The following is a 24,855-nucleotide window of genomic DNA, read 5'->3' on the forward strand; positions in this document are numbered from 1 at the left end:
GGTTGCTTCCCTGTTCCCCGTTCCCTGTTCCCGCGTCACCTCTTCAACCACCGCAGCAACGGCTGCCAGTCCGCCTGGTGCTCGCGCACCTGCGCGGAGTGATAGTCGAACAGGCTCTTGCCCAGCGCGGTGGTGACGACGTAGCCCTGGCTGTCGCGCAACTGCGCCACCAGCGGATAAGGCCATTGCTTCAGCAGGTCCAGCGCCTGCTGCGAGACGTTGGTCCAGGGCTTGAGCTTGTTGCCGACCAGGCCGACGCGCAGCGTGCCCTTGCGCACGCGCGGGTGCTTGGCCAGCGAATCGAGGAAGGGGACGGTGGCTTCGATGTCGAAGGTCGAGGGCACCACCGGGACGATCACCGCATCGACGGTTTCCAGGAACGGATTGAGCTCGTCGGCCATCGCGCCGGCGGCGCCGTCGACGATGACGCGCTGGGTATCGTCGGGCACATGCTTCAGCCAGCCCTTGCGGCGGGTGCCGTCGAGCGCGAGCACCGCGGTGTCGAGGCCGGCGCGCTTCTGCGCCCAGCGGGTCGAGGAGGCCTGCGGATCGGCATCGACCAGCGCGGTGCGCAGGCCATCGAGTGCCGCCTGCGCGGCGAGGTGGGTGGCGATGGTCGTCTTGCCCGCGCCACCCTTGGAACTGGCCACCAGAACGGTCTTCATCAGCGACCCCCTTGTTGGGCTGCCCTTGGGCGCAATGAGCCGCAGCGTACAACGCCCGCCTCGGGGTGGCGACCCGCGCGGCCCGGCGGTTCAGGCGAGCAGCGGCAGCTCGGCCACCAGCGCCACGCGGCCGTCGGCATCGGCCTCGGCCCGCAGCTGGCCGTCGTGCTCGCGGGCGATCGAGGCCGCCAGCGGCAGCTGCAGGCCCAGGCCCGGCCCCAGCGCGGCCGGCAGCGGCGCGTCGAGCAGGCGCGCGGGGTCCTCGAGGAAGTCGGGCAGGCAGGCCAGGCGCCGGTGCAGGCGCACGGTGCGGCCGCGGCGCTCGACGAACAGCGGCGCCGGCAGCACCTCCTCGGGCGACAGGCGCAGCTCGCGCAGGATGCGCAGCAGCTGCAGCAGGCGGCGGTCGTCGCCGAGCATGGCGAGGGCGACCACGTCCGGATCGAACTGCAGCGGCGCGGCATCGGCGCGGGCGATGCCCAGCGTGGCGAGCACGAGCAGGTCGACTTCGGTGCGGCGCGCCAGCAGGCGGCCGCGCTCGGCGCGCAGGCAGTCGGACAGCTCGTCGATCATTCCCGCCAGGCGCACGCCCTGGCGTTCGATCAGTTCGAGCATGCGACTGCGGTCGTCGTCGCTGATCTCGCCGCTGCGCAACAGGTACACGGCGGTCTGCAGGGGCGAGAGCGGATCGCGCAGGTCGTGGGCGACACGCTGGAACCAGTCCGGGTGCGTCATTCCACCTCCGTGTGGCGATCGGTACGCCCTGGTTGACTGGCACACAGCTGTTTCACGGTGTCGAAATCCGGCGGCTTCACCAGATGTTGGTCGAAACCCGCATCAAGGGAGCGTCGACGGTCCTCCGCCTGGCCCCAGCCGGTTACCGCCACCAGCCGCAGCGCCGCGCCGCCTGACTGCGCGCGCAGGCTGCGCGCGACGTCGAATCCGCTGCGCCCCGGCATCCCCAGGTCGAGGAAGACCAGGTCAGGCTGCAGTCGCTGAACGGCGTCTTCCACCGCGCACGGGTCGTAGATCGCCTCGGCTGCATGGCCGAGCATGCGCACCATCGTCGCCAGCGTGTCGGCGGCGTCCTGGTTGTCGTCGACGACCAGCACGCGCAGCGCCGGCGCCGGCGCGCTCTCGACTTCGTCCGCGACGGACGCCGGCGCGACCGGTTCGGCGGCGACCTGCCCGCACGGCAACAGCACGCCGAACGTCGCGCCGCGGCCGGGACCGTCGCTGTGCACGCTGACCTCGCCGCCGTGCATCCGCACCAGCTGCTGCACCAGCGTCAGGCCGACGCCGAGCCCGCCGTGCGAGCGCTCCACGCGCGTGTCGATCTGCCGGAACAGGTCGAACACGCTGCCCACGTCCTGCGCGCTCAGGCCGATGCCGTGGTCGACCACGTCCACGCGCACGCAGGGCGCGCCGTCGGCGCCCGGCTGCAGCCGCGCGCGCACTTCGATCGGGGTCCCGGGTTCGGAATACTTCGCCGCGTTGTTGAACAGGTTGGCGAACACCTGCGCCAGCCGCACCGGGTCGGCGTCGAGCATCACCTCGTCCGCGGGCAGGTCCAGCACCAGTTCGTGCTCCCAGCGGTTGAGCAGCGGCTGCGCGGTGTCGATCGCGGTGCGCAGCACGCGCTGCAGTGAGGTCGGCGCGCGGCGCAGCGAGAGCTTGCCGCGGGTGATGCGCGCGACATCGAGCAGGTCGTCGAGCATGCGCACCAGCAGGGCGAGCTGGCGCTCCATCAGGTCCTGCAGTTCGTCCTCGCTGCCGGCCAGCGCCAGGCGCCGGATCGCCAGCGCGTTCTGCAGCGGCGCCAGCGGATTGCGCAACTCGTGCGCCAGCGTGGCGAGGAATTCGTCCTTGCGCGCGTCCGCCTCGCGCAGGCGCCGCTCGGCGCGCGCGCGCTGCGCGATCTCGACCTGCAGCGCGGCATTGCGTGTGGCCAGCGCGGCGTTGGCTTCGCGCAACGTGTCGTTGAGGACTTCCAGCTCGCGCGCCTTCTCGCGCTGCAGGGCCTCGTTGGCGGCCGCCAGTTCGCGATTGACGCGTTCCAGTTCGCGCCGCTTGCGGTACAGCTCGGCCAGCACTTCGACCTTGCCGCGCAGGATCTCCGGGATGATCGGCACCATCACGTAATCGAAGGCGCCCAGCGTGTAACCGCGCAGGCGGTCGAGGTCGGTGACGTTGACCGCGGTGACGAAGATGATCGGCGTCTTCTCGAAGCGCGGGTGCTGGTGGATCAGCGACGCGGTCTCGAAGCCGTCCATGCCCGGCATGTTGACGTCGAGCAGGATCACCGCGAACTCGTCGTCCATCAGCCGGCGCAGCGCCTCGGTGCCCGACTGTGCGTCGACCAGATGCTCGCCCAGCGGCTCGAGGATGGCGCGGTAGGTGAGCAGGCGCCCGGGCTGGTCGTCGACCAGCAGCACCTTCGCCGGCTCGCGCGCGCGGGTTTCGGCGGACGACGCGTCGTGGCTCAGCGGTGCAGCCATTGCCGCAGCATCCCGAGCAGCTGGTCGGTGACGACGGGCTTGGCGAGGTAGTCGGATGCGCCGGCCTCCAGGCATTTCTCGCGGTCGCCTTTCATCGCCTTGGCGGTGAGCGCGACGATCGGCAGCGAGCGCGACTCGGGCTGCTCGCGGATCGCGCGCATCGTGTCGTAGCCGTCCATGCCGGGCATCATGATGTCCATCAGCACCAGGTCGATCTCCGGATCGGCGGCGACCTTCTCGATCGCCTCCTGCCCGGTGCCGGCGGTGACCACTTCCATGCCGTGGCGCTCGAGCACGCTGGACAGCGCGAAGATGTTGCGCACGTCGTCGTCGACCACCAGCACGCGCTTGGAGCGGATCGCGTCGTCGGACTCGTGCAGGCGCTGCACCATCTGCTGCTTGGCCGGGGGCAGGTCGGCGATCACGCGGTGCAGGAACAACGCGGTCTCGTCGAGCAGCCGCTCGGGCGATTCCACGCCCTTGATGACGATGCTGCGCGCCGCCTTCTTCAGCCGCCGGTGCTCTTCGGCGGTGAGTTCCTTGCCGGTGAACACCACGATCGGCATGTTCTGCAGCCGTTCGATCCCGCGCACCCGGTCGAGCAGGTCGAAGCCGCTCATGTCGGGCAGGCGCAGGTCGAGCACGGCGCAGTCGTAGTCGCCGCTGCGCAGCGCTTCCAGCGCCTCGGCGCCGGTGCCGACGGTGTCGATGCTGACGTCGTCGTGGCGGATCAGTTCCTCGATGCCCATGCGCTCGCCGGCGTCGTCCTCGATCACCAGCAGGCGCTTCACCCGCGGCAGGGTGTAGTCGCGGATCCGCTGCAGGGCTTCGGCGATCGACTCGGTCGTCGCCGGTTTGGCGAGGTAGGCGAAGGCGCCGCGCTCGATGCTCTGGTGGCGCTCTTCCTCGATGGTGACGATCTGCACCGGGATGTGCCGCGTCGCCGAATCCTGCTTGAGCCGCGCCAGCACGGTCCAGCCGAGCATGTCGGGCAGGAAGATGTCGAGCGAAATGGCCGTTGGCCGGAACTCGCGCACCAGCCGCAGGGCCTCGCTGCCGCGGTTGGCGACGATCACGCGGAAGCCCTGCGAGCGCGCCAGGTCGCGCAGCACCGCGGCGTAGCGCGCGTCGTCCTCGACCACCAGCAGCGTGCGCTCGCCGGGCTGCACGCTGTCGCGGTCGTCCTCGACCGGTTCGGCTTCCGGCAGCGTCACGCCTTCGCTGGCCAGCGCCGCCGCGGGCAGGATGCTCGCGGCGCGGGCGGCGTGCGGTTCGTCCGGTCCGGCATAGCGCAGCGGCAGGTACAGGGTGAACACGCTGCCCTGGCCGACTTCGCTGTGCAGGCGCAGTTCGCCGCCGAGCAGCCCGGCGATCTCGCGCGAAATCGCCAGGCCCAGGCCGGTGCCGCCGTACTTGCGCGAGGTGCCCGCGTCGGCCTGCTGGAAAGCCTCGAACACGATCTTCTGCTTTTCCGGCGAGATGCCGATGCCGGTGTCGCTCACTTCGAAGGCGACCACGGTCGGCGCGTGGTCGAGGATGGTGTGCCCGCCGGTCCAGCCGGTCGCCGCCGCGCCCACGCGCAGGCGCACGCTGCCCTGCTCGGTGAACTTGAGCGCGTTGGACAGCAGGTTCTTGAGGATCTGCTGCAGGCGCTTGGGATCGCTGGTGAGCGAATGACCCAGGCCCGGCGCGATGTCGACGGAGAAATCCAGGCTGCGCCGCTCGGCCTCGTGGTGGAAGCTGCGCAGCATGTTCTCGCGCAGGTGCTCGAAGGCGATCTCCTCGCTCTCGACGGTGACCGTGCCCGACTCGATCTTCGACAGGTCGAGGATGTCGCTGATCAGGTGCAGCAGGTCGGTGCCGGCGGCGTGGATGGTCTTGGCGAATTCGACCTGGCGCGGGCTGAGGTTGGCGTCGGGATTCTCGGCCAGCTGCTGGCCCAGGATCAGGATCGAGTTCAGCGGCGTGCGCAGCTCGTGCGACATGTTGGCGAGGAACTCGGACTTGTAGCGCGAGGTCAGCGCGAGCTCGGCAGCCTTGTCCTCCAGCGCGCGGCGCGCGTGCTCGATCTGCAGGTTCTTGCTCTCCACCTCGCGGTTCTGCTCGGCCAGCAGCGTGGCCTTGAGCGCGATCTCCTCGTTGGTCTGCTGCAGTTCCTTCTGCTGCGACTGCAGTTCGGCGGCGAGCTGCTGCGACTGCGACAGCAGCGTCTCGGTACGCATCGAGGCCTCGATGGTGTTGAGCACGATGCCGATCAGGCCGGTCAGCTGCTGCAGGAAATCGCGCTGGCTGGGCGAGAACTCGCCGAGCGAGGCCAGTTCGATCACCGCCTTCACCTGGTCCTCGAACAGCACCGGCAGCACGATCACGTTGCGCGGGATCGCGCTGAACAGGCCGGAGGAAATCTGCACCGAACCGGCGGGCACGCTGTCGAGCAGGATGACCTCGCCCTGCGCGGCGCACTGGCCGATCAGGCCCTGGCCGAATTCCACCGTGCGCTCGGCCTCGCTGCCGCTGTCGGCGTAGCCGGCCAGCTGGCGCAGCACGTTGCGGCCGCTGCTCTCGTGCATCTCGGCCACGTACATCACGCCCTGCTGCGCGTTGACCAGCGGCGCCAGTTCCGACAGCAGCATGTGGCCCAGCGTGATCAGGTCGCGCTGGCCCTGCATCATGCCGCTGAACTTGGCCAGGTTGGTCTTCAGCCAGTCCTGCTCGCGGTTGGACTCGGTCGTCGCGCGCAGCGTGCCGATCATCGCGTTGATGTTGTCCTTGAGGTCGGCCACCTCGCCACGCACGTCCACCTGGATCGAACGCGTCAGGTCGCCCTGCGTCACCGCGGTGGCGACTTCGGCAATCGCGCGCACCTGGTTGGTGAGGTTCGCCGCGAGCTGGTTCACGTTCGCGGTGAGGTCCTTCCAGATGCCGGCGGTGCCCGGCACCTTGGCCTGGCCGCCCAGGCGCCCTTCCACGCCGACTTCGCGCGCCACCGTGGTCACCTGGTCGGCGAAGATCGCGAGGGTGTTGGTCATCGCGTTGATGGTGTCGGCGAGCTCGGCGACTTCGCCCTTGGCTTCCACCGTCAGCTTCTGGTGCAGGTCGCCGTTGGCGACCGCGGTCACCACCTTGGCGATGCCGCGCACCTGCGTGGTCAGGTTCGACGCCATCTGGTTGACCGAATCGGTCAGATCCTTCCAGGTGCCCGCCACGCCCGGCACCTGTGCCTGGCCGCCGAGCTTGCCTTCGGTGCCGACTTCGCGCGCCACGCGCGTGACTTCCGCGGCGAAGCCGTTGAGCTGGTCGACCATCGTGTTGAGGGTGTTCTTCAGCTCGAGGATCTCGCCCTGCGCGCCGACCGCGATCTTGCGCGAGAGGTCGCCCTTGGCCACCGAGGTCGCCACCTCGGCGATGTTGCGCACCTGGGTGGTGAGGTTGGACGCCATCGAGTTGACGTTGTCGGTGAGGTCCTTCCACGCGCCGGTCACGCCCGGCACCTGCGCCTGGCCGCCGAGCTTGCCTTCGGTGCCGACCTCGCGCGCCACGCGCGTGACTTCCGCGGCGAAGCTGTTGAGCTGGTCGACCATCGTGTTGATGGTTTCCTTCAGCTGCAGGATCTCGCCCTTCACGTCCACCGCGATCTTGCGCGAGAGGTCGCCCTTCGCCACCGCGGTGGTGACCTCGGCGATGTTGCGCACCTGCGCGGTCAGGTTGGACGCCATCGAGTTGACGTTGTCGGTGAGGTCCTTCCACGTACCGGCCACGCCCGGCACCTGCGCCTGGCCGCCGAGCTTGCCTTCGGTGCCCACTTCGCGCGCCACGCGCGTCACTTCCGCGGCGAAGCCGTTGAGCTGGTCCACCATCGTGTTGACGGTGTCCTTGAGCTGCAGGATCTCGCCACGCACGTCCACGGTGATCTTGCGCGAGAGGTCGCCGCGCGCCACCGCGGTGGTGACCTCGGCGATGTTGCGCACCTGCGAGGTGAGGTTGGACGCCATCGCGTTGACCGAGTCGGTCAGGTCCTTCCAGGTACCGGCGATGCCGGGCACCACCGCCTGGCCGCCCAGGCGCCCTTCCGAACCCACTTCGCGGGCCACGCGCGTGACTTCCGCGGCGAAGCCGTTGAGCTGGTCGACCATCGTGTTGATGGTGTCCTTCAGCTCGAGGATCTCGCCGCGCACGTCCACGGTGATCTTGCGCGAGAGATCGCCCTTCGCCACGGCGGTCGTCACCTCGGCGATGTTGCGCACCTGCGAGGTCAGGTTCGACGCCATCGAGTTGACGTGATCGGTGAGGTCCTTCCAGGTGCCGGCGACGTCGGGCACCTGCGCCTGGCCGCCGAGCTTGCCTTCGGTGCCCACCTCGCGCGCCACGCGCGTGACTTCTGCGGCGAAGCCGTTGAGCTGGTCCACCATCGTGTTGATGGTGTTCTTCAGTTCCAGGATCTCGCCGCGCACGTCCACGGTGATCTTGCGCGACAGGTCGCCCTTCGCCACCGCCGTGGTCACTTCGGCGATGTTGCGCACCTGCGCGGTGAGGTTGGACGCCATCGCGTTGACCGAGTCGGTCAGGTCCTTCCACGTGCCGGCCACGCCCGGCACGATCGCCTGGCCGCCGAGCTTGCCTTCGGTGCCGACCTCGCGCGCCACGCGCGTCACTTCCGAGGCGAAGCCGCGCAGCTGGTCGACCATCGTGTTGATGGCCTCCTTCAGCTGCAGGATCTCGCCGCGCACGTCCACGGTGATCTTGCGCGAAAGGTCGCCGTTGGCGACCGCAATCGTCACTTCGGAGATGTTGCGCACCTGGCCGGTGAGGTTGGAGGCCATCTGGTTGACCGAGTCGGTCAGGTCCTTCCACACGCCCGACACGCCTTTCACCTTGGCCTGCCCACCGAGCTTGCCGGCGGTGCCGACTTCGAGCGCGACGCGCGTCACCTCCGAGGAGAACTCGCCCATCTGCTCGATCATGCGGTTGACGATCGTCGCCGAACGCAGGAACTCGCCCTGCAGCGGGCGGCCATCGGCTTCCAGCGGCACGGTGCGGGTCAGGTCGCCCTTGGCGACGCCGGCCATCGCTTCGGTCATGGTCTCGACCGGGCGCACGAGGTCGTCGATCAGGTCGTTGACCGAACGCTCCATGCCCGCCCACGCGCCCTGCCGGTTGCCGGCGGCGAGGCGTTGCCGCGTCTGCCCTTCGCGGCCGACCTTGACGCCGACGCGCTGCAGGTCCTCGGCCAGGCGCCGGTTGGAGGTGACGATCGAGTTGAAGGCTTCGGCGAGCTTGCCCTCGACGCCGGACCAGTGCGCCGGCAGGGTCACCGAGAAGTCGCCGGAGCGGACCGCCTGCATCGCGGCCAGCAGGGCCAGCAGCGGATCGGTGCTCTCCGCTTCACGCGAGCGGACGCGTCGTTTCAGTTCCGTAGCCACGTGTCGCCCCCCGTGGGCCGTCGCCGTGGCGCACGGATCGCCGCGACGGACCGGTCGAGTCATCAGGTTGTGAATCGACAGAACCTAGTCTTGGCGACGTGATGGCAGCCTTCACGGTGCGTGGAGGCCGCGCGGGGGGCGTGGCGGGTCGCTATCATCGCGGCCCCGCCGCCCGAACCGGCCCTCCGCAATGTCCGAACTGCAGGACCTGGTCGCCCTGATCCGGGCGAACACCCCCTTGATCGTGATCGAGACCCGCGACGAAGCGCGCGTGGTCGAACTGTTCCGGCAGGCGCTGATGCAGGTCTGGCGCGCCCTGTACAGCTGGTCGATCACCGAGGGCCTGCGGCGCATCGATTTCGATCGCGCCGAGGCGACCGACGTCGCCCCGGACGCCTCGGCCACGCTCGCCGCGATCCGCGCCGCCGAACAGCGCGGCATCTACCTGCTCTTCGACTTCCACCCGTACCTGGGTTACGCCAGCACGCAACGGCAGCTGCGCGACATCGTCCAGCGCCACGATGCCGGGACCGACAAGGGCATGCCGCACGTGCTCGTGCTGGTCGGGCACGAGGTCAGGCTGCCGCCCGAACTCGACCTGCTCGCCGTGCGCTACACGCCGCGTCTGCCCGATGCCGCCGCGCGCCTGAAGATTGTGCGCGAGGAAGCCGAGGCGTACGCGCGCGAGCACGGCGGCCGCCGCGTGGAAGCCGACGGCGCGGCGGTGCAGGAGATCGTGCGCAACCTGCGCGGCCTGGATCCGGTCGACGTGCGCCGCATTGCGCGGCAGCTGATCTACAACGACGGCGCGCTCGGCGCGAACGACCTGCCGGAACTGGCGCGGCTCAAGTTCGAGCTGCTCAACCGCAGCGGCCACCTGCATTTCGAATTCGACAGCGCGCGCATGGAGGACGTGGCCGGGGCGCGGCGGCTGAAGCGCTGGATCGACCAGCGTCGCAGCGTGTTCCTCGGCGCCGAGGCGCCGGCGGGGCTGGATCCGCCGCGCGGCATGCTGCTGCTGGGCGTGCAGGGCTGCGGCAAGTCGATGCTGGCGAAGGCGGTCGCGGCCGGCTTCGGCGTGCCGCTGGTGCGGCTGGATTTCGGCACGCTGTACGACAAGTTCCATGGCGAGACCGAGAAGAACCTGCGCACCGCGCTGGCGTCCGCGGAACAGCTCGAACCCTGCGTGCTGTGGATCGACGAGATCGAGAAGGGACTGGCCGCCGACAGCGGCAATTCCGACGGCGGCGTGTCGCGGCGCGTGCTCGGCTACCTGCTGACCTGGATGGCCGAGCGCCGCTCGCGCGTGTTCCTGGTCGCCACCGCCAACCAGATCGACGCGCTGCCGGCCGAACTGCTGCGCAAGGGCCGCTTCGACGAAATCTTCTTCATCGACCTGCCGGACGCGGAGACGCGCGCGCAGTTGTTCGCGTTGCACCTGCGCAAGCGCGGGCTGGATCCGGAGGCGTTCGACCTGGGCGGGCTCGCCACGGCCAGCGATGGCTTTTCCGGCGCGGAAATCGAGCAGGCAATCGTCGCCGCGCTGTTCTCCGCGCACGCGGCGCAGGCGGCGTTGTCCGATTTCCTGCTGCGCGCGGAACTCAGGCAGACGCGGCCGTTGTCGGTGCTGATGGCCGAGCAGGTTTCGGCGCTGCGTGAATGGGCCCGGGGACGCACGGTGGCGGCGGACTGACGTTCGCTGTTGCGCTGTCGCTGCTGTTGTTGTTGCTGTTGCTGCTGCGCTTCGCTTTTGGCTCGTCATCCCAGCGCAAGCTGGGATCCTTTTGCCGTTGCTTCTGCTTTGACTTCCCGCGGCCACGCTCCCGGCGGCAAGACCAAAGTCAAAAGCAGAAGGGATCCCAGCTTGCGCTGGGATGACGAGCAAAAGGCGAACGGCAACAGCGAGGCCCGCAATGCAACGATTCGACGATGAGCGCGGCTAAACGCCCCACTGCGCCCACAAGGGCAGGCTCAGCAACGACAACAGCAGCCCATAGCCCACCATCGCCGCCGCCAGTCGCGGCGCCAGGTTGCGGGCAATGGCAAGCGCGCCCGCGGTGACCATCGGCGGCATCGCCGCTTCGAGCACGGTCGCGCGCGCCATCGCCCCATGCAGGCCCAGCAGCGGCACCAGCGCGGTGGCCAGCGCCGGCATCAACGCGAGTTTCAGCAGCAGGCCCGCGGCGAGCGGCCGCAGCTCCTCGCGCGGCAGGGTCAGGCGCACCGACAGGCCGATGGCGAGCATCGCCAGCGGCAGCAACGCATCGGACAGGCGCTGCAGGCCGCCCGCGATCCACGCCGGCGGATTCACCGGCATCACCGTGAAGCCCACCAGCAACGCCCACAGCGGCGGAAACCGCACCACCCGCCGCAGCATCGTCTTCGTATCCGGCCGCTGCTCGCCGCCGTAGCGCGCCAGCACCCACAACCCGAACGTCGACAGCATCAGGAACCCGCCGAACTGGTCGTACACCACCGCATACGGCAGCGCGTGCTCGCCGATCAGCGCGCGCGTCAGCGGATAGCCGAGGAAGCTGGTGTTGCCCAGCGCGACGGTGAGCAGCAGCACCGCGCGCTCTTCGTCGCGCAGGCGCAGCCAGCGCGCGACACCGGCCACGCACGCGAGCGTGACCAGCAGCAGCAACCACGGCACCGCGACGACGCCGAGCAGCGCCGGCTCCAGCTGCAACCGCGGCGCGTAGCGCAGCACCGCCGCGGGCAGGCACACGTACAACACGACCAGGTTCAGCGTCTGCGCGGCGTTGTCGGGCAGCGCGCGCAGGCGCTGGAAGGCGTAACCCAGCAGCAGCATGGCCAGCACGAGGGCGAAGGCATCGAAGGCCATTGCGGATTCCTGTTCCTTCCCGCGGCTGCCGCGCGTGTAAGACGAAGCGCACTACCTTCAACGCACGGCGTTCGTCGGCTGCGCCGGCGGAATGCCGGCACCACGACCTCGCGTGCGCGACATCGCCGGATGACCCGTGCTTCGTGCCGTGACAGCGCTGCCGCCCGCGCTAATGCGGGCGGCGCGCTGACTCAGTACCCCGCCGCCTGTCCATCCTTGCGCGACTCGCTGGCGCCGATGTAGCCGCCGTTCGGATTCACCATGATCGCCTGGTAACCGCCGTAGGGGCCGTCGGCGAAACGCACGCTGTGGCCCTTGCGCATCAGCGCGCGCACGGTTTCGTAGGGGAAGCCGGTTTCCAGGTCGAGCTCGCCGCCGTCGGCCATCGGCGTGACCTGGCCGGCCGGATCGGTGGAACCGTCGTGCTGGATGCGCGGCGCGTCGCCGGCTTCCTGCAGGTTCATGCCGAAGTCGACCAGGTTCATCACGATCTGCGCGTGGCCCTGCGGCTGCATCGCGCCGCCCATCACGCCGAACGACAGCCACGGCTTGCCGTCCCTGGTGATGAACGCGGGAATGATGGTGTGGAACGGCCGCTTGCCCGGCGCGAACGAATTGGGATGGCCCGCCTTCAGCACGAACTGCTCGCCGCGATCCTGGAAGATGAAGCCCAAGCCAGGCGGCGCCATGCCGCTGCCCATGCCGCGGTAGTTGGACTGGATCAGCGAGACCATCATCCCGTCGGGATCGGCGACGGTCAGGTAGATGGTGTCGCCCTCGTTGAGCTGCGGGATCACGCCGGGCTCGGCGGCCTTCATCGCCTTGTCCATCGCGATCAGCTTGCCGCGTTCGCGCGCGTACTCCTTCGACAGCAGCTTCGCGACCGGCGTCTTGTAGAAATCCGGATCGGCGTACGACGCGGCGCGATCGGCGAAGGCCAGCTTCTTCGCCTCGGCGAACAGGTGCACGTGCTCGGGGCTGCCAAAACCATAGCGCTTGAGGTCATAGGGTTCGAGCAGGTTGAGGATCTGCAGCGCGGCGATGCCCTGCCCGTTCGGCGGCAGTTCCCACACGTCGTAGCCGCGGTAGTTCACCGAGACCGGCTCGACCCATTCGCCGTGGTGCGCGGCGAGGTCCTCGTACGAGAGGAAGCCGCCGTTGGCCTTGAAGTACGCATCGATGGTGCGCGCGATCTCGCCCTTGTAGAACGCGTCGCGGCCGCCGTTGGCGATCTTCTCCAGCGTGTTGGCGAGGTTGGGGTTCTTCCACATCTCGCCAGTGCGCGGTCCGCGGCGCGTGCCGCCGTCCGCGACGGTGAACTGCTCGGTGAAGCCCGGGTACTTCGACAGCGTGGGCACGCTGCGGCCCCAGTAGTACGCGATCACCTCGTGCACGGGATGGCCTTCGCGCGCGTAGCGGATCGCCGGCGCGAGGTCGTCGGTCATCGGCTTGCGGCCGAAGCGGTCGTGCAGCGCGAACCACGCATCGACGGTGCCGGGCACGGTGACCGGCAGCGGACCGTGCGAAGGCACGTCCTTGAGGCCGCGCTTCTGGAATTCCGCCAGCGTCAGCGATTGGGGCGAGCGGCCCGAGCCGTTGTAGCCGTAGAGCTTCTTCGTCTTCGGATCCCACACGATCGCGAACAGGTCGCCGCCGACGCCGTTGCCGGTCGGCTCCATCAGCCCGAGCGCGGCGTTGGCGGCAATCGCCGCATCGACCGCACTACCGCCGGCCTTCATCACGTCCAGCGCGATCTGCGTGGCCAGCGGGTGCGAAGTCGCGGCCATCGCGTGCGGGGCGTAGACCTCGCTGCGCGTGGCGAAGGGCTTTCCGGTGATGCGGTCGGCGCACATGGCGGTGAATGGTAGGGCGAGGGCGAGTCCCAGCAGCAGCTTGCGCATGGACGGATGCTCCGGCGGAAAAATCGCATGCTAGCGCCGCGAGGGTGGCCAGACCGTGCCGGACGTGGCCGCAGCGCCGGTGGCCGGGCCCGAGGCCGCGCGGCGGCCGGATTCGCCACCGCTCGCGATCAGCCCGGATACCGTTCCGCCACGAACAGCTTCAGGCGCTCCGTCGCGGTTTCGACATGCGCGACGTGCGGCAGGATCGTGGCCCACTCGCCGGCCTGGCCGGCCGCTTCCAGTTCCGCGGCGGCGTGGGCGAGTTCGCTGGCGCCGACCAGGCGCGCGGCGCCCTTGATCTTGTGCGCCTGGCGGGTGATCGCGGGAATGTCCCCGTCGGCGCGGGTCTTGCCGAGCACGGCGAGGTCGTGCGCGGTGGCGTCGAGGAAATCACGCAGCACCGCCGCGGTGTCGTCGTCGTTGCCGCCGCTGAGTTCGTGCAGGGCCGCGAAGTCGAGCAGCGGCGGGGCATCCTCCAGCTGCGGAAAACCGCCCGACGCCAGCGCGGCGTCGGCGTTGGCCGCTTCGGTGGCGACGTCTTCGGCGCCGTCGGCGGGCAGCGTGTGCGGCAGCCAGCGCTGCAGCGTCGTCGCCAGCGCCGCGACCGCCACCGGCTTGGCGAGGTAGTCGTCCATGCCCGCGCCCAGGCAGCGTTCGGCCTCGCCCTTCAGCGCCGAGGCGGTGAGCGCGACGATCGGCGTGCGCGGCAGGTCGCCGCTGCGCTCTTCCTCGCGGATCCGGCTCGCCAGCGTGTAGCCGTCCATCTGCGGCATGTGGATGTCCGACAGCACCAGCGCGTAACGCCCGCTGCGCCAGCGCTCCAGCGCCTGCACGCCGTCTTCCACCGCCTCGCTGGCATAACCGGCGAGCGCGAGCTGGCGCGCGATCACCATGCGGTTGGTGGGATGGTCGTCGACCAGCAGCACCAGGCTGCGCTCGCGCTCGGCCGCTTCCACCGTCGGCAGCGGCCGCGGCCGGAATGCGGCAGGCCTGCCCGACGGCAACGCGTCGGCGGGCAGGTCCGCGGCGTCCGCGCGCGGCAGGGTGATGGCCAGGCGCAGCGTCGTGCCGACGTGCTGCACCGAATCCATCGTCACCAGCCCGCCCATCAGTTCGGCCAGGCGCGCGCAGATCGCCAGGCCCAGGCCGGTGCCGCCGTAACGCCGGGTGGTGTCGCCTTCGGCCTGCGCGAAGGGCTGGAACAGGCGCTGCTGCGCATCGGCGCTGATGCCGATGCCGGTGTCGGTGACACGGAAGCACAGCAGGTCGGCGCCAAGCGGATGCGCCGCGTTCGCGGCCGCGCTGCCGCGCCATTCCAGCGCGACTTCGACGCCGCCGCGCGCGGTGAACTTGATCGCGTTGGAGAGGAAATTGCCGACGATCTGCCGCAACCGCAGCGCATCGGCGACATGCGCCGGACCGACGCGCCCGTCGGTCTGGCAGGTCAGCGACAGGCCCTTGCTCGACGCGGCGCCGGTGTAGTTGGCGACGATGCTGCGCAGCACCGCGCCCAGGTTCACCACGCTGGGCGAAAGCTCCAGGCGCCCGGCCTCGATCTTCGAGAAGTCGAGGATGTCGCCGATGATCTGCAGCAGCGACTGCGAACTCTGCTGGATCACGTTGAGTGCGTGGCGCTGGTCGTTGTCGAGCCTGGAGTGCGCGAGGATCTCGATCATGCCGGTCACGCCGATCATCGGCGTGCGGATCTCGTGGCTCATCGCGGCGAGGAAGGACGACTTGGCGCGGTTGGCTTCCTGCGCGCGCGCCTCGCTGGCGCGCAGTTCGGCTTCCAGTTCCTTGATGCGGGTGAGGTCGACGGCGACGCCGAGCAGGCCGTTGCCGCCGCGCAGTTCGTCGGGGATGACCGCTACCGCGAGCAGCACCGGCACCGGGTGGCCGTCGCGATGCAGCATCAGGGTTTCACCGGCGGGCCGGCCCTGTTCGGCGGCGAAGCGCAGCGCGCGCCAGTCGGCAGGCACGGTGGTGCCGGTGCGTTCGCGCAGCGCCCTGACCAGGGTGTCGTAACTGTCGTGCGGCACCAGCGAAGGCGCGAAATCGCCGACGCAATCGGCCATGGGCGCGTGCTTGCCGAGCATTTCCTGTGCGCGATAGCCGATCAGGCGCTCGGCGGCAGGGTTGAACAGGAAGTAGCGTCCTTCGCTGTCCAGTCCGATCACCGCGGTCGGCACCGAATCCATCAACAGGCGCTGCAGGGCTTCGCGGCGCGCCAGTTCGGCGCGTACCCGTTCGTTGTGCGCCAGCTGCTCGGTGAGCTCGGTTTCGAAGGCGAGCACGTCGCGACGCATCTCCAGGAACGCGTCGGTCACCATCGCCAGCTCGCCGGTCTGCGGCAGGTAGCGCGGCATCGCCGTGTAGTCGTGCTTGCGCATGCGCCGCGCGAGGAAGGCCAGGCTCTCCACGCCGCGGTAGGCGTTGCGCAGCACCTTGCGTCCGATCAGCGCGATCACCAGCAGCGCCGCCAGCGACACGCCCAGGCGCACCGCGCTGACCCGGCGGTTGTCGCGCAGGTTCTCGCGCACCACCGCGTCCGCCTTCACCGTGGCCAGGTCCGAGAGCAGCTTCAGGCGCAGGGTGACCGGGTCGATCGATGGGTACAGGCGCGTGTCGGCGAAGCGGCCGAGCGCACCGATGTCCTTGCGCAGCAGGATCGCGCGCAGCTCCGCCATGGCCGCGTCGGCGACGACGCGCTCCTTCGCGGCGGCGCGGAAATGGATTTCCTCCTCCGGCGTGCGCGGCAGGTGCGCGAGCGTAGCCCAGCTGCGGTCGATGCGTTCGCGCGCGGCGTCGAGGTTGGAGACCGCCTCGTCCCAGGTGATCAGGTAGTTGCGCGTGCGGAAGGTGGTGTCGACCACGTCCAGGCCGTACGCGTCGGAGACCGACTTGATCTCGCGCAGACCGAGCAGCGACTCGCCGCGCAATTCCAGCAGGGACTGGCGCGCGCGGTACTGCGCGACTTCGTCGACCACCAGCACGGTCGCGCCGGTCAGCAGGAACAGCCCGAACAGGATCCACAGCTGATGGCGGATGCCGAGCTTCATGCGCGTCGGCTCAGTGCTCCGGGCGGCGCCACCGTCCCAGCGCCAGCGGCAGTTCGGTACCGGGCACCGGGGGCGAGATCAGGTGGCCCTGGGCCGTCGCGCAGCCGAGGTCGGCGAGCATCTGCCAGTCCTCGACGGTTTCCACGCCTTCGGCGACGACGTCCAGCTGCAGCTTGCGGGCGAGGTCGAGGCTGGCCTCGATCACCGCGCGCTTGCGCGGCTGGGTGTGCGCGCCGGAGACGAAGCCCTGGTCGATCTTGAGTTCGGTGAAGGGGATCTGCGACAGCTGCGCGAGCGAGGAATAGCCGGTGCCGAAGTCGTCGATCGACAGGCCGAAGCCCTTCAGGCGCAGCCGCGCGAGCACGCCCAGGCCGCGCGCGGCATCGGCCATCACCGAGCTCTCGGTGATCTCGAGCACGACTTCGTTCGGCTCCACGCCCTGCTTGCGCACGATCTCCTGGTAGCGGTCGGCCGCGCTCTCGTCGGCGAGCAGCTGCGGCGAGATGTTGATCGACAGGTTCAGGCGCATGCCCTGCTGGTCCCAGTGCCGCTTCCATCGGCACGACTGGATGAGCATGTGGTCGGTGAGTTCGCCGACCAGGCCTTCGCGTTCGATCAGGGGGATGAAGTGGGCCGGACGCACGATGCGGCCGTCGCGGCGGCGCCAGCGCGCCAGCGCCTCCACCGCGACGGGGCGGCCGTTGCCGAGTTCCACCTGCGGCTGGAACCACGGTTCGATCTCGTTGCTCGCCAGCGCCTCGCGGATCGCCGCGACCGAGACCTCGACGACTTCATCATCGTCGTACGCATGCAGCGGATCGTTGTAGCTGACCAGCACGTGCGCCAGCTTGTCGCGGGTCAGCGGCTTCTCGACGCTGCCGAGCACGCGCAGGCCATAGGCGCGGGCCATCGTCTGCACGGTGTTGAGCAGCGCCGGATCCAGCGCGCTGGCGACCACCACCGCGCGCGCCAGCTGGCCGCGGGCGACGTGGCCGATGAATTCGATGCCGTCCATGCCCGGCATGTCCAGGTCGACGAGCAGCACGTCGGGCGGCGTGCGGCTGCCGCCGAGCAGATGCAGCGCGCTGTGGCCGTCGGCGGCTTCGCTGACCTCGCCGATCCCCAGATCGGTCAGCAGGCGCAGCGCCATGCGGCGCTGGAAGCCGTGGTCCTCCACCACCATCACGCTCAGTTCCGACAAGGACATCCCCGTCCGCCCCCCTGTGAGCTGGCCGCGCCGCGCACCGCGGAGCGCGGTGCCTTCGGCGTCGTTACGGCCTCGCGCACTGTAAGCCCTGTGCGCGGCGCCGCGCGAGTGCGCGCGGCGGAATCAGCGCGTCAGGGCCAGGCCGGCGGATTGGCGGCCCACGCCGCCTCGACTTCGGCGAGGGTGGCGCGTTCACTTTCGCGCCACTCGGGCAGCAGGCGCGGGAAATTGGCCGGGTCGCGCCATTGCTGCGGCTCGGTGCGGACCGCCGCGGCATACCACTGCAGGGCTTCGTCCTTGCGTCCGGCGCTCCACAGCGCCAGCGCCAGCGTCGGCGGAATCCAGCTGGCGTTGCTGCGCCGCAGGGTGACCACCTGCTGCCATTGCGCCAGCGCGCCATCGGCGTCGCCGCTGCGCAGCAGGTCCCAGCCGTAGTTCCACACCAGCGGGCGCCACAGCGCGTCGCTGCTGGTGACGCGGGCGAGCGCACGCGCGTACAGGTCCTTGCCGAGGTCGGCGCGGCCGCCTTCCATCGCCAGGTGCGCGAGCTGCGCGTGCTCCTCCTTGGCGCGCGGATTGCGCTCGATCGCCTTCAGCAACTTCTGGATGGCGGCGTCGCCGGTCTCCTTGACCGCGACGATCGGGCGCGTGGTGGTGGGATCGGCGTCGAAGTAGAACTCGTCGGGCTTCGGCAGCGATTGCGCGGCGGCACCGGCGGACGCGAACAGGCCCGCGACAAGCAGGCAGAAAGTACGGATCGACATGGAAAGGCCCCCTGTTACCGCACGCATCGTACCGCCGTTGCCGCGGCGGGGCATGTCCCGCGCCGGCCGCGGCTTTGCCCAATCTGGCCTCTCAGGGCAGCAGCGCGACCTCGTCGATCATCCACAGCGGGTCGTAGGCGCCCGAGGCGAAGACCAGGCACAGGTCGTGGCGCCCGGGGTGCGCGGGCAGCGGGGCTTCCAGCACCGTCAGCGCATCCGAGCCCCGCGCCGGCGCGAGCGGCAGCGTCGCCGCGACCGGGCCCTCGCAGCCGTCCAGGCGCACTTCCAGCGCGCCGCCCGGCACGGTCGCCGGGCGCGTCACGACCTGCTTCAGGTCGCGCCAGAGCTGGAAATTGAAGGGCAGCTGGCCCACGCGCACCGCCAGCGTGCGCACGCCGTCGAGGTCGGCGCCCTCGTACACCCGGCACGGATCGAAGACGTCGGCCGTGACCACCGCGCGCACGCCCTCGCGCGGCGCGTCGTCCTCCATGCGCAGGGTCAGCCCGCCCTTGCACGGACGCAGCGACGCGCTGGCACGCGCGCGCAGGCCGTGGGCGTCGAGCACGATCTGGCGCGGGGCCGCCAGTGCACGCTCGCCGGCGAACGCGGCGGCCCGCAGCGTCTGCCCGGCGACCGGCAGCGCGAGCGGTTGCGTGTACGCGGGCGCGCGCGGCGTGGGCGCGCTGCCGTCGAGCGTGTAGCGCAGGGTGCCGAAACCGCTCTGGTTGGCGAGCGTCACCCTGGCGCTGCCGTCGCCGGCCGGCGCGACCGCGATGCGCGCCGCGAAGGCGCTGTCGGCCGCGGCGAAGCCGGCGTCGCGGTAACGCGCGAGCATCGGCACGAGCCGCGGCAGGAAGTCGTTCCAGTCGCGCCGTGCGGCCGGCGTCCACAACACTTCGGCCAGCGCCGCCGCGCGCGGGAACGCCGCGCGCTGCACGCGCTCACCGGTGCGCAGGTGCTCCGTCCACAGGTTCGCCTGCGCGCCCAATACATGCGTGGCCTGCTCCGCCGTCAGTTCCGCGGGCATCGGTTCGAACGCGTACACGCTCTGCAGGTCCATCACCGGCAGCCGTCCCGGCGTCTCGTCGTCGCCGTCGCTCTGCACATGATCGAAGTACAGCGCCGGCGCGGGCGCGAGCACCACGTCGTGGCCCGTGCGCGCCGCCTCGATCGCGCCCTGTGTGCCGCGCCAGGACATCACCGTCGCCTCCGCGGGCGGGCCGCCTTCGAGGATCTCGTCCCAGCCGAGCAGCCGGCGGCCGTGCGCCTGCAGGTAGCGCCCCAGCCGGCCCATGAACCAGCCCTGCAGCTGCATGTCGTCCTTCAGGCCCAGCTGCGCGCGTCGCGCCTGCACGGATGCGGACTGCTGCCACTGGTCCTTCACCGCCTCGTCGCCGCCCAGGTGCACGTAGCGCGATGGAAACAATTCGATGACTTCACCCAGCACGTCCTCGAGGAACGCGAACGTCGCCTCGTCGGTATTGAACAGCCAGGTGTGGATGCCCCAGTCCGGCGACACCGACGGCGCCTGCCCGGTCGTGCCCAGCTGCGGATAGGCGGCGATCGCCGCCTGGGCGTGGCCGGGCAGGTCGATCTCCGGCACCACGGTGACGTGGCGCTGCGCGGCGTAGGCGACGACGTCGCGGATCTGCGCCTGCGTGTAGAAGCCGCAGTACGGGCGCGGCGTGCCGTCGTCGTTGCGCCCGGCCGCGCCGGCGGGAATGCGGCAGCCGCCGACCTGCGTGAGCCGCGGGTACCTGCGGATCTCGATGCGCCAGCCCTGGTCGTCGGTGAGATGCCAGTGCAGCGTGTTGAGCTTGTGCACCGCCATCTGGTCGATCAGCGCCTTGACCTCGTCGACGCTGCGGAAATGCCGCGCGACATCGAGCATCAATCCGCGCCAGGCGAAGCGCGGCGCATCCTCGATGCGTTGCGCGGCAATGGTCGTCGGCCCCTGCGCGCCGTCGGCGCTGGCCAGCTGCCACAGCGTGATCGCGCCGTAGAACAGGCCCGCCGGCGTGCGCGCGGTGATGCGCGCGCCGCGCGTGTCGATGTCGAGCGCATAGGCCTCGTCGGCCAGGGCGGCTTTGGCGTCGAGCACGAGCGTGACCGCGTTGCTCCGTGCGCGCGCTTCGATGCGCGGCGCGAAGCCGCGGCTGCGCTGGAGGCGCGTGGCGAGGTCATGCGCCACCTGCGTGGCTTCGGTGCCGCGGGCGACCAGGCGCGTGTCGGCATCGAGCACGAACTGTCCCGTGCGCGGTTCCACGCGCGCGGGCAAGGGAATGACCGGGGTAAGCGCGGCCGGTGGCGCATCGGCTGCGGCCGCGGTTTGCGCCGGTCCGTTGTGATCGCCGGGCTGCGGCGCCGCGTGCGCCGTCCAAGGCATCGCCGCGCACAGGAACAAGGCCGCCGTCGCGGCCACCGCCAGGAAGTCGTGCCGTTTCATCCGCACCTGCCCCTTTCGAAGTCTTTCGAAGTGCGCACGCGCGGTGTCGCGGTACGCAAAAAACAGGCGGGCCCGGCATCCACCGGGCCCGCCGCGACGCACTTACGCTACCGCGCTACCACGTGCCGCACTACGGTGGCCCACCGTCAATACTTGAAGCGGAAGTTGAGGTAGTACTGCCGACCGTTCTCGTAGATCGAGCGCGGGCGGTCCTCCGACTCGGCGAAGTACTTGGTCTTGGGGTTGTTGAGGTTCAACGCATCGAGCGTGACCGAGAAGTTGTCGCTGATCTTGTAACCCAACGACGCCGACAGGCTGTCGACCTCGTCCTGCCAGAACGCCGACGCACGGTCCAGGCCGCTGAAGAACTTCGAGCGGTAGGTGTAGCTGACCCGCGCGTTGAACATGTCGTTCTCGAAGTAGCCGCCCACGTTGTAGGTGTTCTCCGAGGTGCCCAGCATCGGCTGGCCGTCGTCGGTGTCGCCATTGGCGTAGGTGTAGTTGGCGAACACGCCGAAGTTCTCGCCGATCGGCTGCTCCCAGGCGACTTCGACGCCGTTGACCTCGGCGTGCGTGTTGACCGGGACGGTGAGGTCGTAGTCGACCATCACGCCGGGCGCGGGATGCAGGGCATCGATCGTCAGGAACTGCTGGCGCACGTGCGACAGCGAGACGTAATCGTCGATGTCCATGCTGAAGACGCCCACTGACAGCAGCGCGCGCGGCGCGTAGTACCACTCCAGCGTCGCATCGAGGTTGGTCGACAGGATTGGCCGCAGGTTCGGATTGCCGCCGGTGCCGCTGCCCACGCCGTCGACCGTTGCCGGCGGCAGCAGGCTCACCGCGCCCGCCAGTGCCGAGAAGTCCGGGCGGGTCATGGTCTGGCTCGCGGCCAGGCGCAGCACGACGTCGTCGCTCATGTTCCACTTGAAGTTCGCGCTGGGCAGCCAGTCCTTGTAGGTGTTCTCGGTCCGCAGCGTCTTGAAGGGACCGAACGCCGAGGTGAGGACGGCGTCGGGATCGCTGGCGTCGGCGTTGACGAAGTTGGTCACGTCCTCGCGCGTTTCCACGTAGCGCATGCCGAGGTTGGCGTTCCAGCGTTCGCCGGCGAAGTTCAACTGCACGTACGCGGCATTGCTGCGTTCCTCCAGACCGTAGGCGCCGGGGAAGTAGAAGCGCGACACCGGATCGCGGTTGGTGTGTGCGGCGTTGAACGCCGCCAGCTGGTCTTCGGTGAAGTACCAGATGTTGCGCGGGAAGTGACCGCCCAGACCGCTACCGAAATCGCCCGGATAATTGTGGAAACCCTGCGGCCAGTTGGCGGGGTCGAACGCCGAACCGTCGGCGCTCGGGCCCTGCGCGGTGACCTGGTCGAGGTTGCGTTCATGCCGCGCGGTGCGCACGCCGAAGTCGATCGACTCCAGCACGCCGCCGCTGGTGAAGTACTCGGCGTCGATCTGGCCCCACTTCTCGGTGTCTTCCACATCGATGTCCTGGAAACCGAAGATCCAGTCCAGGCCGTAGTCGACGTTCGGCGTACCGGGCTGGCCGGTATCGGCGGTGCCGAGGTTCCAGTCGGCGGCACCGACGCCGTGCATCGACCAGCCAGCGCCCGTGCCCTTGCCGACGTCCCATTCGGCGACGTCCTGGGTCGGGGTCTCGCCGTGGCCTTCCGAGGTGCCGGCCTGGCCGGAAAGGCGCAGCTTCTCGTTGACGTCCCATTTGCCTTCGACGCTGAAGAACTCGGTGTTGGATTTGGCACCCGGACGCGAGATCTGGTCGTAGATGCCGTACTGGCGCGTCGGATCGGCGCTGAAGTTGGCCTGGACGAGCGTGTTGTCGCGCACGACGTAGCCCGCATCGGGTGCCTGACCGTTGCCCTGGCCGAGGATGCGCGCGCCCCACAGCATGTAGTTGCGGTTGTAGTTGTCGGCCTTCATGTCCGAGCGGAAGTAGTTGGCTTCCAGCTCGAGCGCGTCGGTCGGCTTCCACTGCACGCTGACCATGCCGCCGGTGCGCTTGCGCTCCTGCTCGAACAGCGCCGAACCCATCAGCGACGGATAGAACACGCCGGCCAGGTCCGGATTGCTGGTGGCGATCGCCGAGCCTGGGGCGATCTGCTCGTAGCCGAGGATCTCCTGGCCGTCGCGGCGCAGGTGCCGCTCCTCGCTGAAGGCCTGGACGGTGATGCCGAAGGAGCCGTCCGCGTTCTTGTAATTGCCCAGCACCGAGACCTGCGGATCCCACTTGTCGGGCAGGTCCGCGTACACCGCACCGACCGATCCGAAGATGCTGAAGCCGGTATCGAAGTTGAGCGGATTGCGGGTGACGATGTCGACGCTGCCGACCGCGCCGCCCTCGACCAGCCTGGCCTCCGAGGACTTATGCACCACGACCTTGTCGACGAGTTCCGAAGGCAGCAGCGAGTAGCTGACGCTGCGGCCGACGGTGCCGGTCTGGTTGAGCACGAACCAGTCGCCGCTGCCGATGTTGTGGCCGTCGATCAGGGTCTGGGTGAAGCTGGGACTGGTGCCGCGCATCGACACGCGATCGTTCTCGTCGAACGCGCCTTCGTTGGCGCTCGCGGCGCTGATGTTCACGCCGGGCACGCGCGACAGCGAATCGGCGACGTTCTTGTCGGGCATCTTGCCGATGTCCTCCGACGTGATCACCTCGACCCGCGAGTTCTCCTCGCGCTTGCTTTCCAGCGACTGCTGCACGGCGCCGCGGATGCCTTTCACCACGACGGTATCGAGCGTGGTGGCATCATCCGGCGCGGTCTGCGCGGCGGGGGCGGTCGTCGTTGCGTCCTGCGCGGTGGCGGGGCCGGCGATGCCAAGGGCGGCGACGATACTGATCGAAAGGACTTTCTTGCGAAGTTGCATTGCTTCCTCTCCCACGGGCTGTTGTCGCGTCCGGCTCCGGTTCCGAGGGGAGCCGTCGGCTGCGTTGTTGTCATGCCGCGCCGGCCTGTCCCTGCATGGCCGGAGTCTTGGTTCCCTCGTCTTCAAGGTGTTGCAGGTACCAGCTCGCCGCGCCGATCACGCCGAGCCTTTCGTTTTCGATGAGCCGCACCGGCACGCGTTCGAGCACGGCGCGCATCGCGCCGCGATCGACCAGGCGCGTGCGGAAGTCGCTGTTCGGCAGGAAGTCGGTGAGCTGCGGCACGATGCCGCCGGCGACGTGGACGATGCGCGCGCTCGCGATCACCGCGAGGTCGCCGATCACGCTGCCCAGCAGCGCGCAGAACGTGAGCACGGCATCGAGCGCGATCGCATCGCCGCGGCGCGCGGCCTCGCTGATCGCAGCGGGCGCGCGCAGCGCCGGTTGCGCGCCGTCGAGCGCGCAGATCGCGTCGTAGAGGTTGACCAGGCCCGGACCGGAAACGAAGTGCTCGGTAGTCACGTGGCGGGTGCGCTGCTGCATCCAGCGCAGGAGCTCGATCTCGCGCGCGTTGCCCGGCGCGAAACCGGCCATGCCCGCTTCGGTGGGCAGCACGACCGTGCCGCGCGGATGCGGAATGCAGATCGCCGCGCCCAGGCCCGTGCCCGGGCCGATCACCAGGGCGGGACCCGGTTCGGCGACGTCGACGCCCGGCGTGAGCAGGCGCGATTCGGCCGGATCCAGGCGCTGCGAGCCGTGCGCGGCGGCGGCGAAGTCGTTGATGACGTGCAGCTCGCGCAGCTGCAGCTCGTGGCGCGTCTCCGGCAGGGAAATGCGCCAGGGCAGATTGGAATTGATGACTTCCTCGTCCAGCACCACGCCGGCGCTCGCGATCACCATGCGATCGAGGTCGGCGCGGGCGTGGCCCTGCGCTTCGGTGGCGACGAAGTCGGCGAGGATCGCGGCCAGGCTCGGGTACTCGCCGCACGGGTACTTGCGGTAGGCGAGCACGGCGATGCGGCCAGCGTCATCGGCCTGCACCAGCGCGATGCGGGCATTGGTGCCGCCCACGTCGGCCGCGATGAAGCGGAGCGCGCTCATGGCCGGCACCCGCGCCGCGCCTCGCGCTTCAGCTCCTGCCGCCGGACTCCGTACCTCGACAACATG

The 24,855-nt window shown here is 69.7% G+C and carries 13 protein-coding genes; 1 reads left to right on the forward strand and 12 read right to left on the reverse strand.

All coding sequences use genetic code 11. From position 1 onward, the window contains the following. Positions 1-35: 35 nt before the first annotated feature. From ACFPN1_RS14145 to ACFPN1_RS14160, 4 genes are all read right to left on the reverse strand, one after another. Complete coding sequence (locus tag ACFPN1_RS14145; protein ID WP_386755791.1) at positions 36-665, reverse strand: nucleotide-binding protein; 630 nt, start codon at positions 663-665, stop codon at positions 36-38. A 90-nt stretch (positions 666-755) separates the two neighbouring features. Next, positions 756-1,400 carry a histidine kinase dimerization/phospho-acceptor domain-containing protein gene (locus ACFPN1_RS14150; RefSeq protein ID WP_386755792.1) on the reverse strand — a complete coding sequence of 215 codons (645 nt, stop codon included), beginning with the start codon at positions 1,398-1,400 and terminating at the stop codon, positions 756-758. Further along, positions 1,397-3,163, reverse strand: a complete 1,767-nt coding sequence (locus ACFPN1_RS14155) for an ATP-binding response regulator (RefSeq protein WP_386755793.1) — start codon at positions 3,161-3,163, stop codon at positions 1,397-1,399. The genes ACFPN1_RS14150 and ACFPN1_RS14155 overlap by 4 nt, the downstream gene beginning before the upstream one ends. Beyond that, on the reverse strand, positions 3,148-8,583 hold the full coding sequence (locus tag ACFPN1_RS14160) for a HAMP domain-containing protein (RefSeq protein ID WP_386755794.1): 5,436 nt from the start codon (positions 8,581-8,583) through the stop codon (positions 3,148-3,150). Before ACFPN1_RS14160 ends, ACFPN1_RS14155 begins: the two co-directional genes overlap by 16 nt. Before the next feature lie 190 nt (positions 8,584-8,773). Here ACFPN1_RS14160 and ACFPN1_RS14165 point away from each other — a divergent pair, with 190 nt between their 5' ends. Continuing rightward, entirely contained in the window at positions 8,774-10,276 is a 1,503-nt protein-coding gene (locus ACFPN1_RS14165) for an AAA family ATPase (protein WP_386755795.1), read from the forward strand. 246 nt (positions 10,277-10,522) lie between these two features. Here ACFPN1_RS14165 and ACFPN1_RS14170 read toward each other — a convergent pair whose 3' ends face one another. The 8 genes from ACFPN1_RS14170 to ACFPN1_RS14205 all read right to left on the reverse strand — a co-directional run bounded on the left by ACFPN1_RS14170 (position 10,523) and on the right by ACFPN1_RS14205 (position 24,789). Beyond that, complete coding sequence (locus ACFPN1_RS14170) at positions 10,523-11,428, reverse strand: AEC family transporter (protein ID WP_386755797.1); 906 nt, start codon at positions 11,426-11,428, stop codon at positions 10,523-10,525. Between the two features lie 191 nt (positions 11,429-11,619). Then, positions 11,620-13,329: a gamma-glutamyltransferase gene (gene ggt, locus ACFPN1_RS14175; RefSeq protein ID WP_386755798.1), complete on the reverse strand. Its 1,710-nt coding sequence runs from the start codon at positions 13,327-13,329 to the stop codon at positions 11,620-11,622. Positions 13,330-13,457: 128 nt separating this feature from the next. After that, positions 13,458-16,388 carry a response regulator gene (locus tag ACFPN1_RS14180; RefSeq protein WP_386755799.1) on the reverse strand — a complete coding sequence of 977 codons (2,931 nt, stop codon included), beginning with the start codon at positions 16,386-16,388 and terminating at the stop codon, positions 13,458-13,460. Between the two features lie 10 nt (positions 16,389-16,398). Continuing rightward, positions 16,399-17,595, reverse strand: coding sequence for an EAL domain-containing response regulator (locus ACFPN1_RS14185; RefSeq protein ID WP_386755801.1), 1,197 nt, complete (start codon positions 17,593-17,595; stop codon positions 16,399-16,401). Positions 17,596-17,726: 131 nt separating this feature from the next. After that, positions 17,727-18,359, reverse strand: a complete 633-nt coding sequence (locus tag ACFPN1_RS14190) for a tetratricopeptide repeat protein (RefSeq protein WP_386755802.1) — start codon at positions 18,357-18,359, stop codon at positions 17,727-17,729. A gap of 91 nt (positions 18,360-18,450) precedes the next feature. Continuing rightward, positions 18,451-20,805 (reverse strand): family 20 glycosylhydrolase, encoded by a 2,355-nt coding sequence (locus ACFPN1_RS14195; RefSeq protein WP_386755803.1) that lies wholly within the window; start codon positions 20,803-20,805, stop codon positions 18,451-18,453. A 146-nt stretch (positions 20,806-20,951) separates the two neighbouring features. After that, positions 20,952-23,690 carry a TonB-dependent receptor gene (locus ACFPN1_RS14200; RefSeq protein ID WP_386755805.1) on the reverse strand — a complete coding sequence of 913 codons (2,739 nt, stop codon included), beginning with the start codon at positions 23,688-23,690 and terminating at the stop codon, positions 20,952-20,954. A gap of 70 nt (positions 23,691-23,760) precedes the next feature. Further along, on the reverse strand, positions 23,761-24,789 hold the full coding sequence (locus ACFPN1_RS14205; protein WP_386755806.1) for a glucokinase: 1,029 nt from the start codon (positions 24,787-24,789) through the stop codon (positions 23,761-23,763). Positions 24,790-24,855: the final 66 nt, after the last annotated feature.

Source organism: Lysobacter yangpyeongensis, assembly GCF_042655745.1.
GTDB classification, from domain to species: domain Bacteria; phylum Pseudomonadota; class Gammaproteobacteria; order Xanthomonadales; family Xanthomonadaceae; genus Agrilutibacter; species Agrilutibacter yangpyeongensis.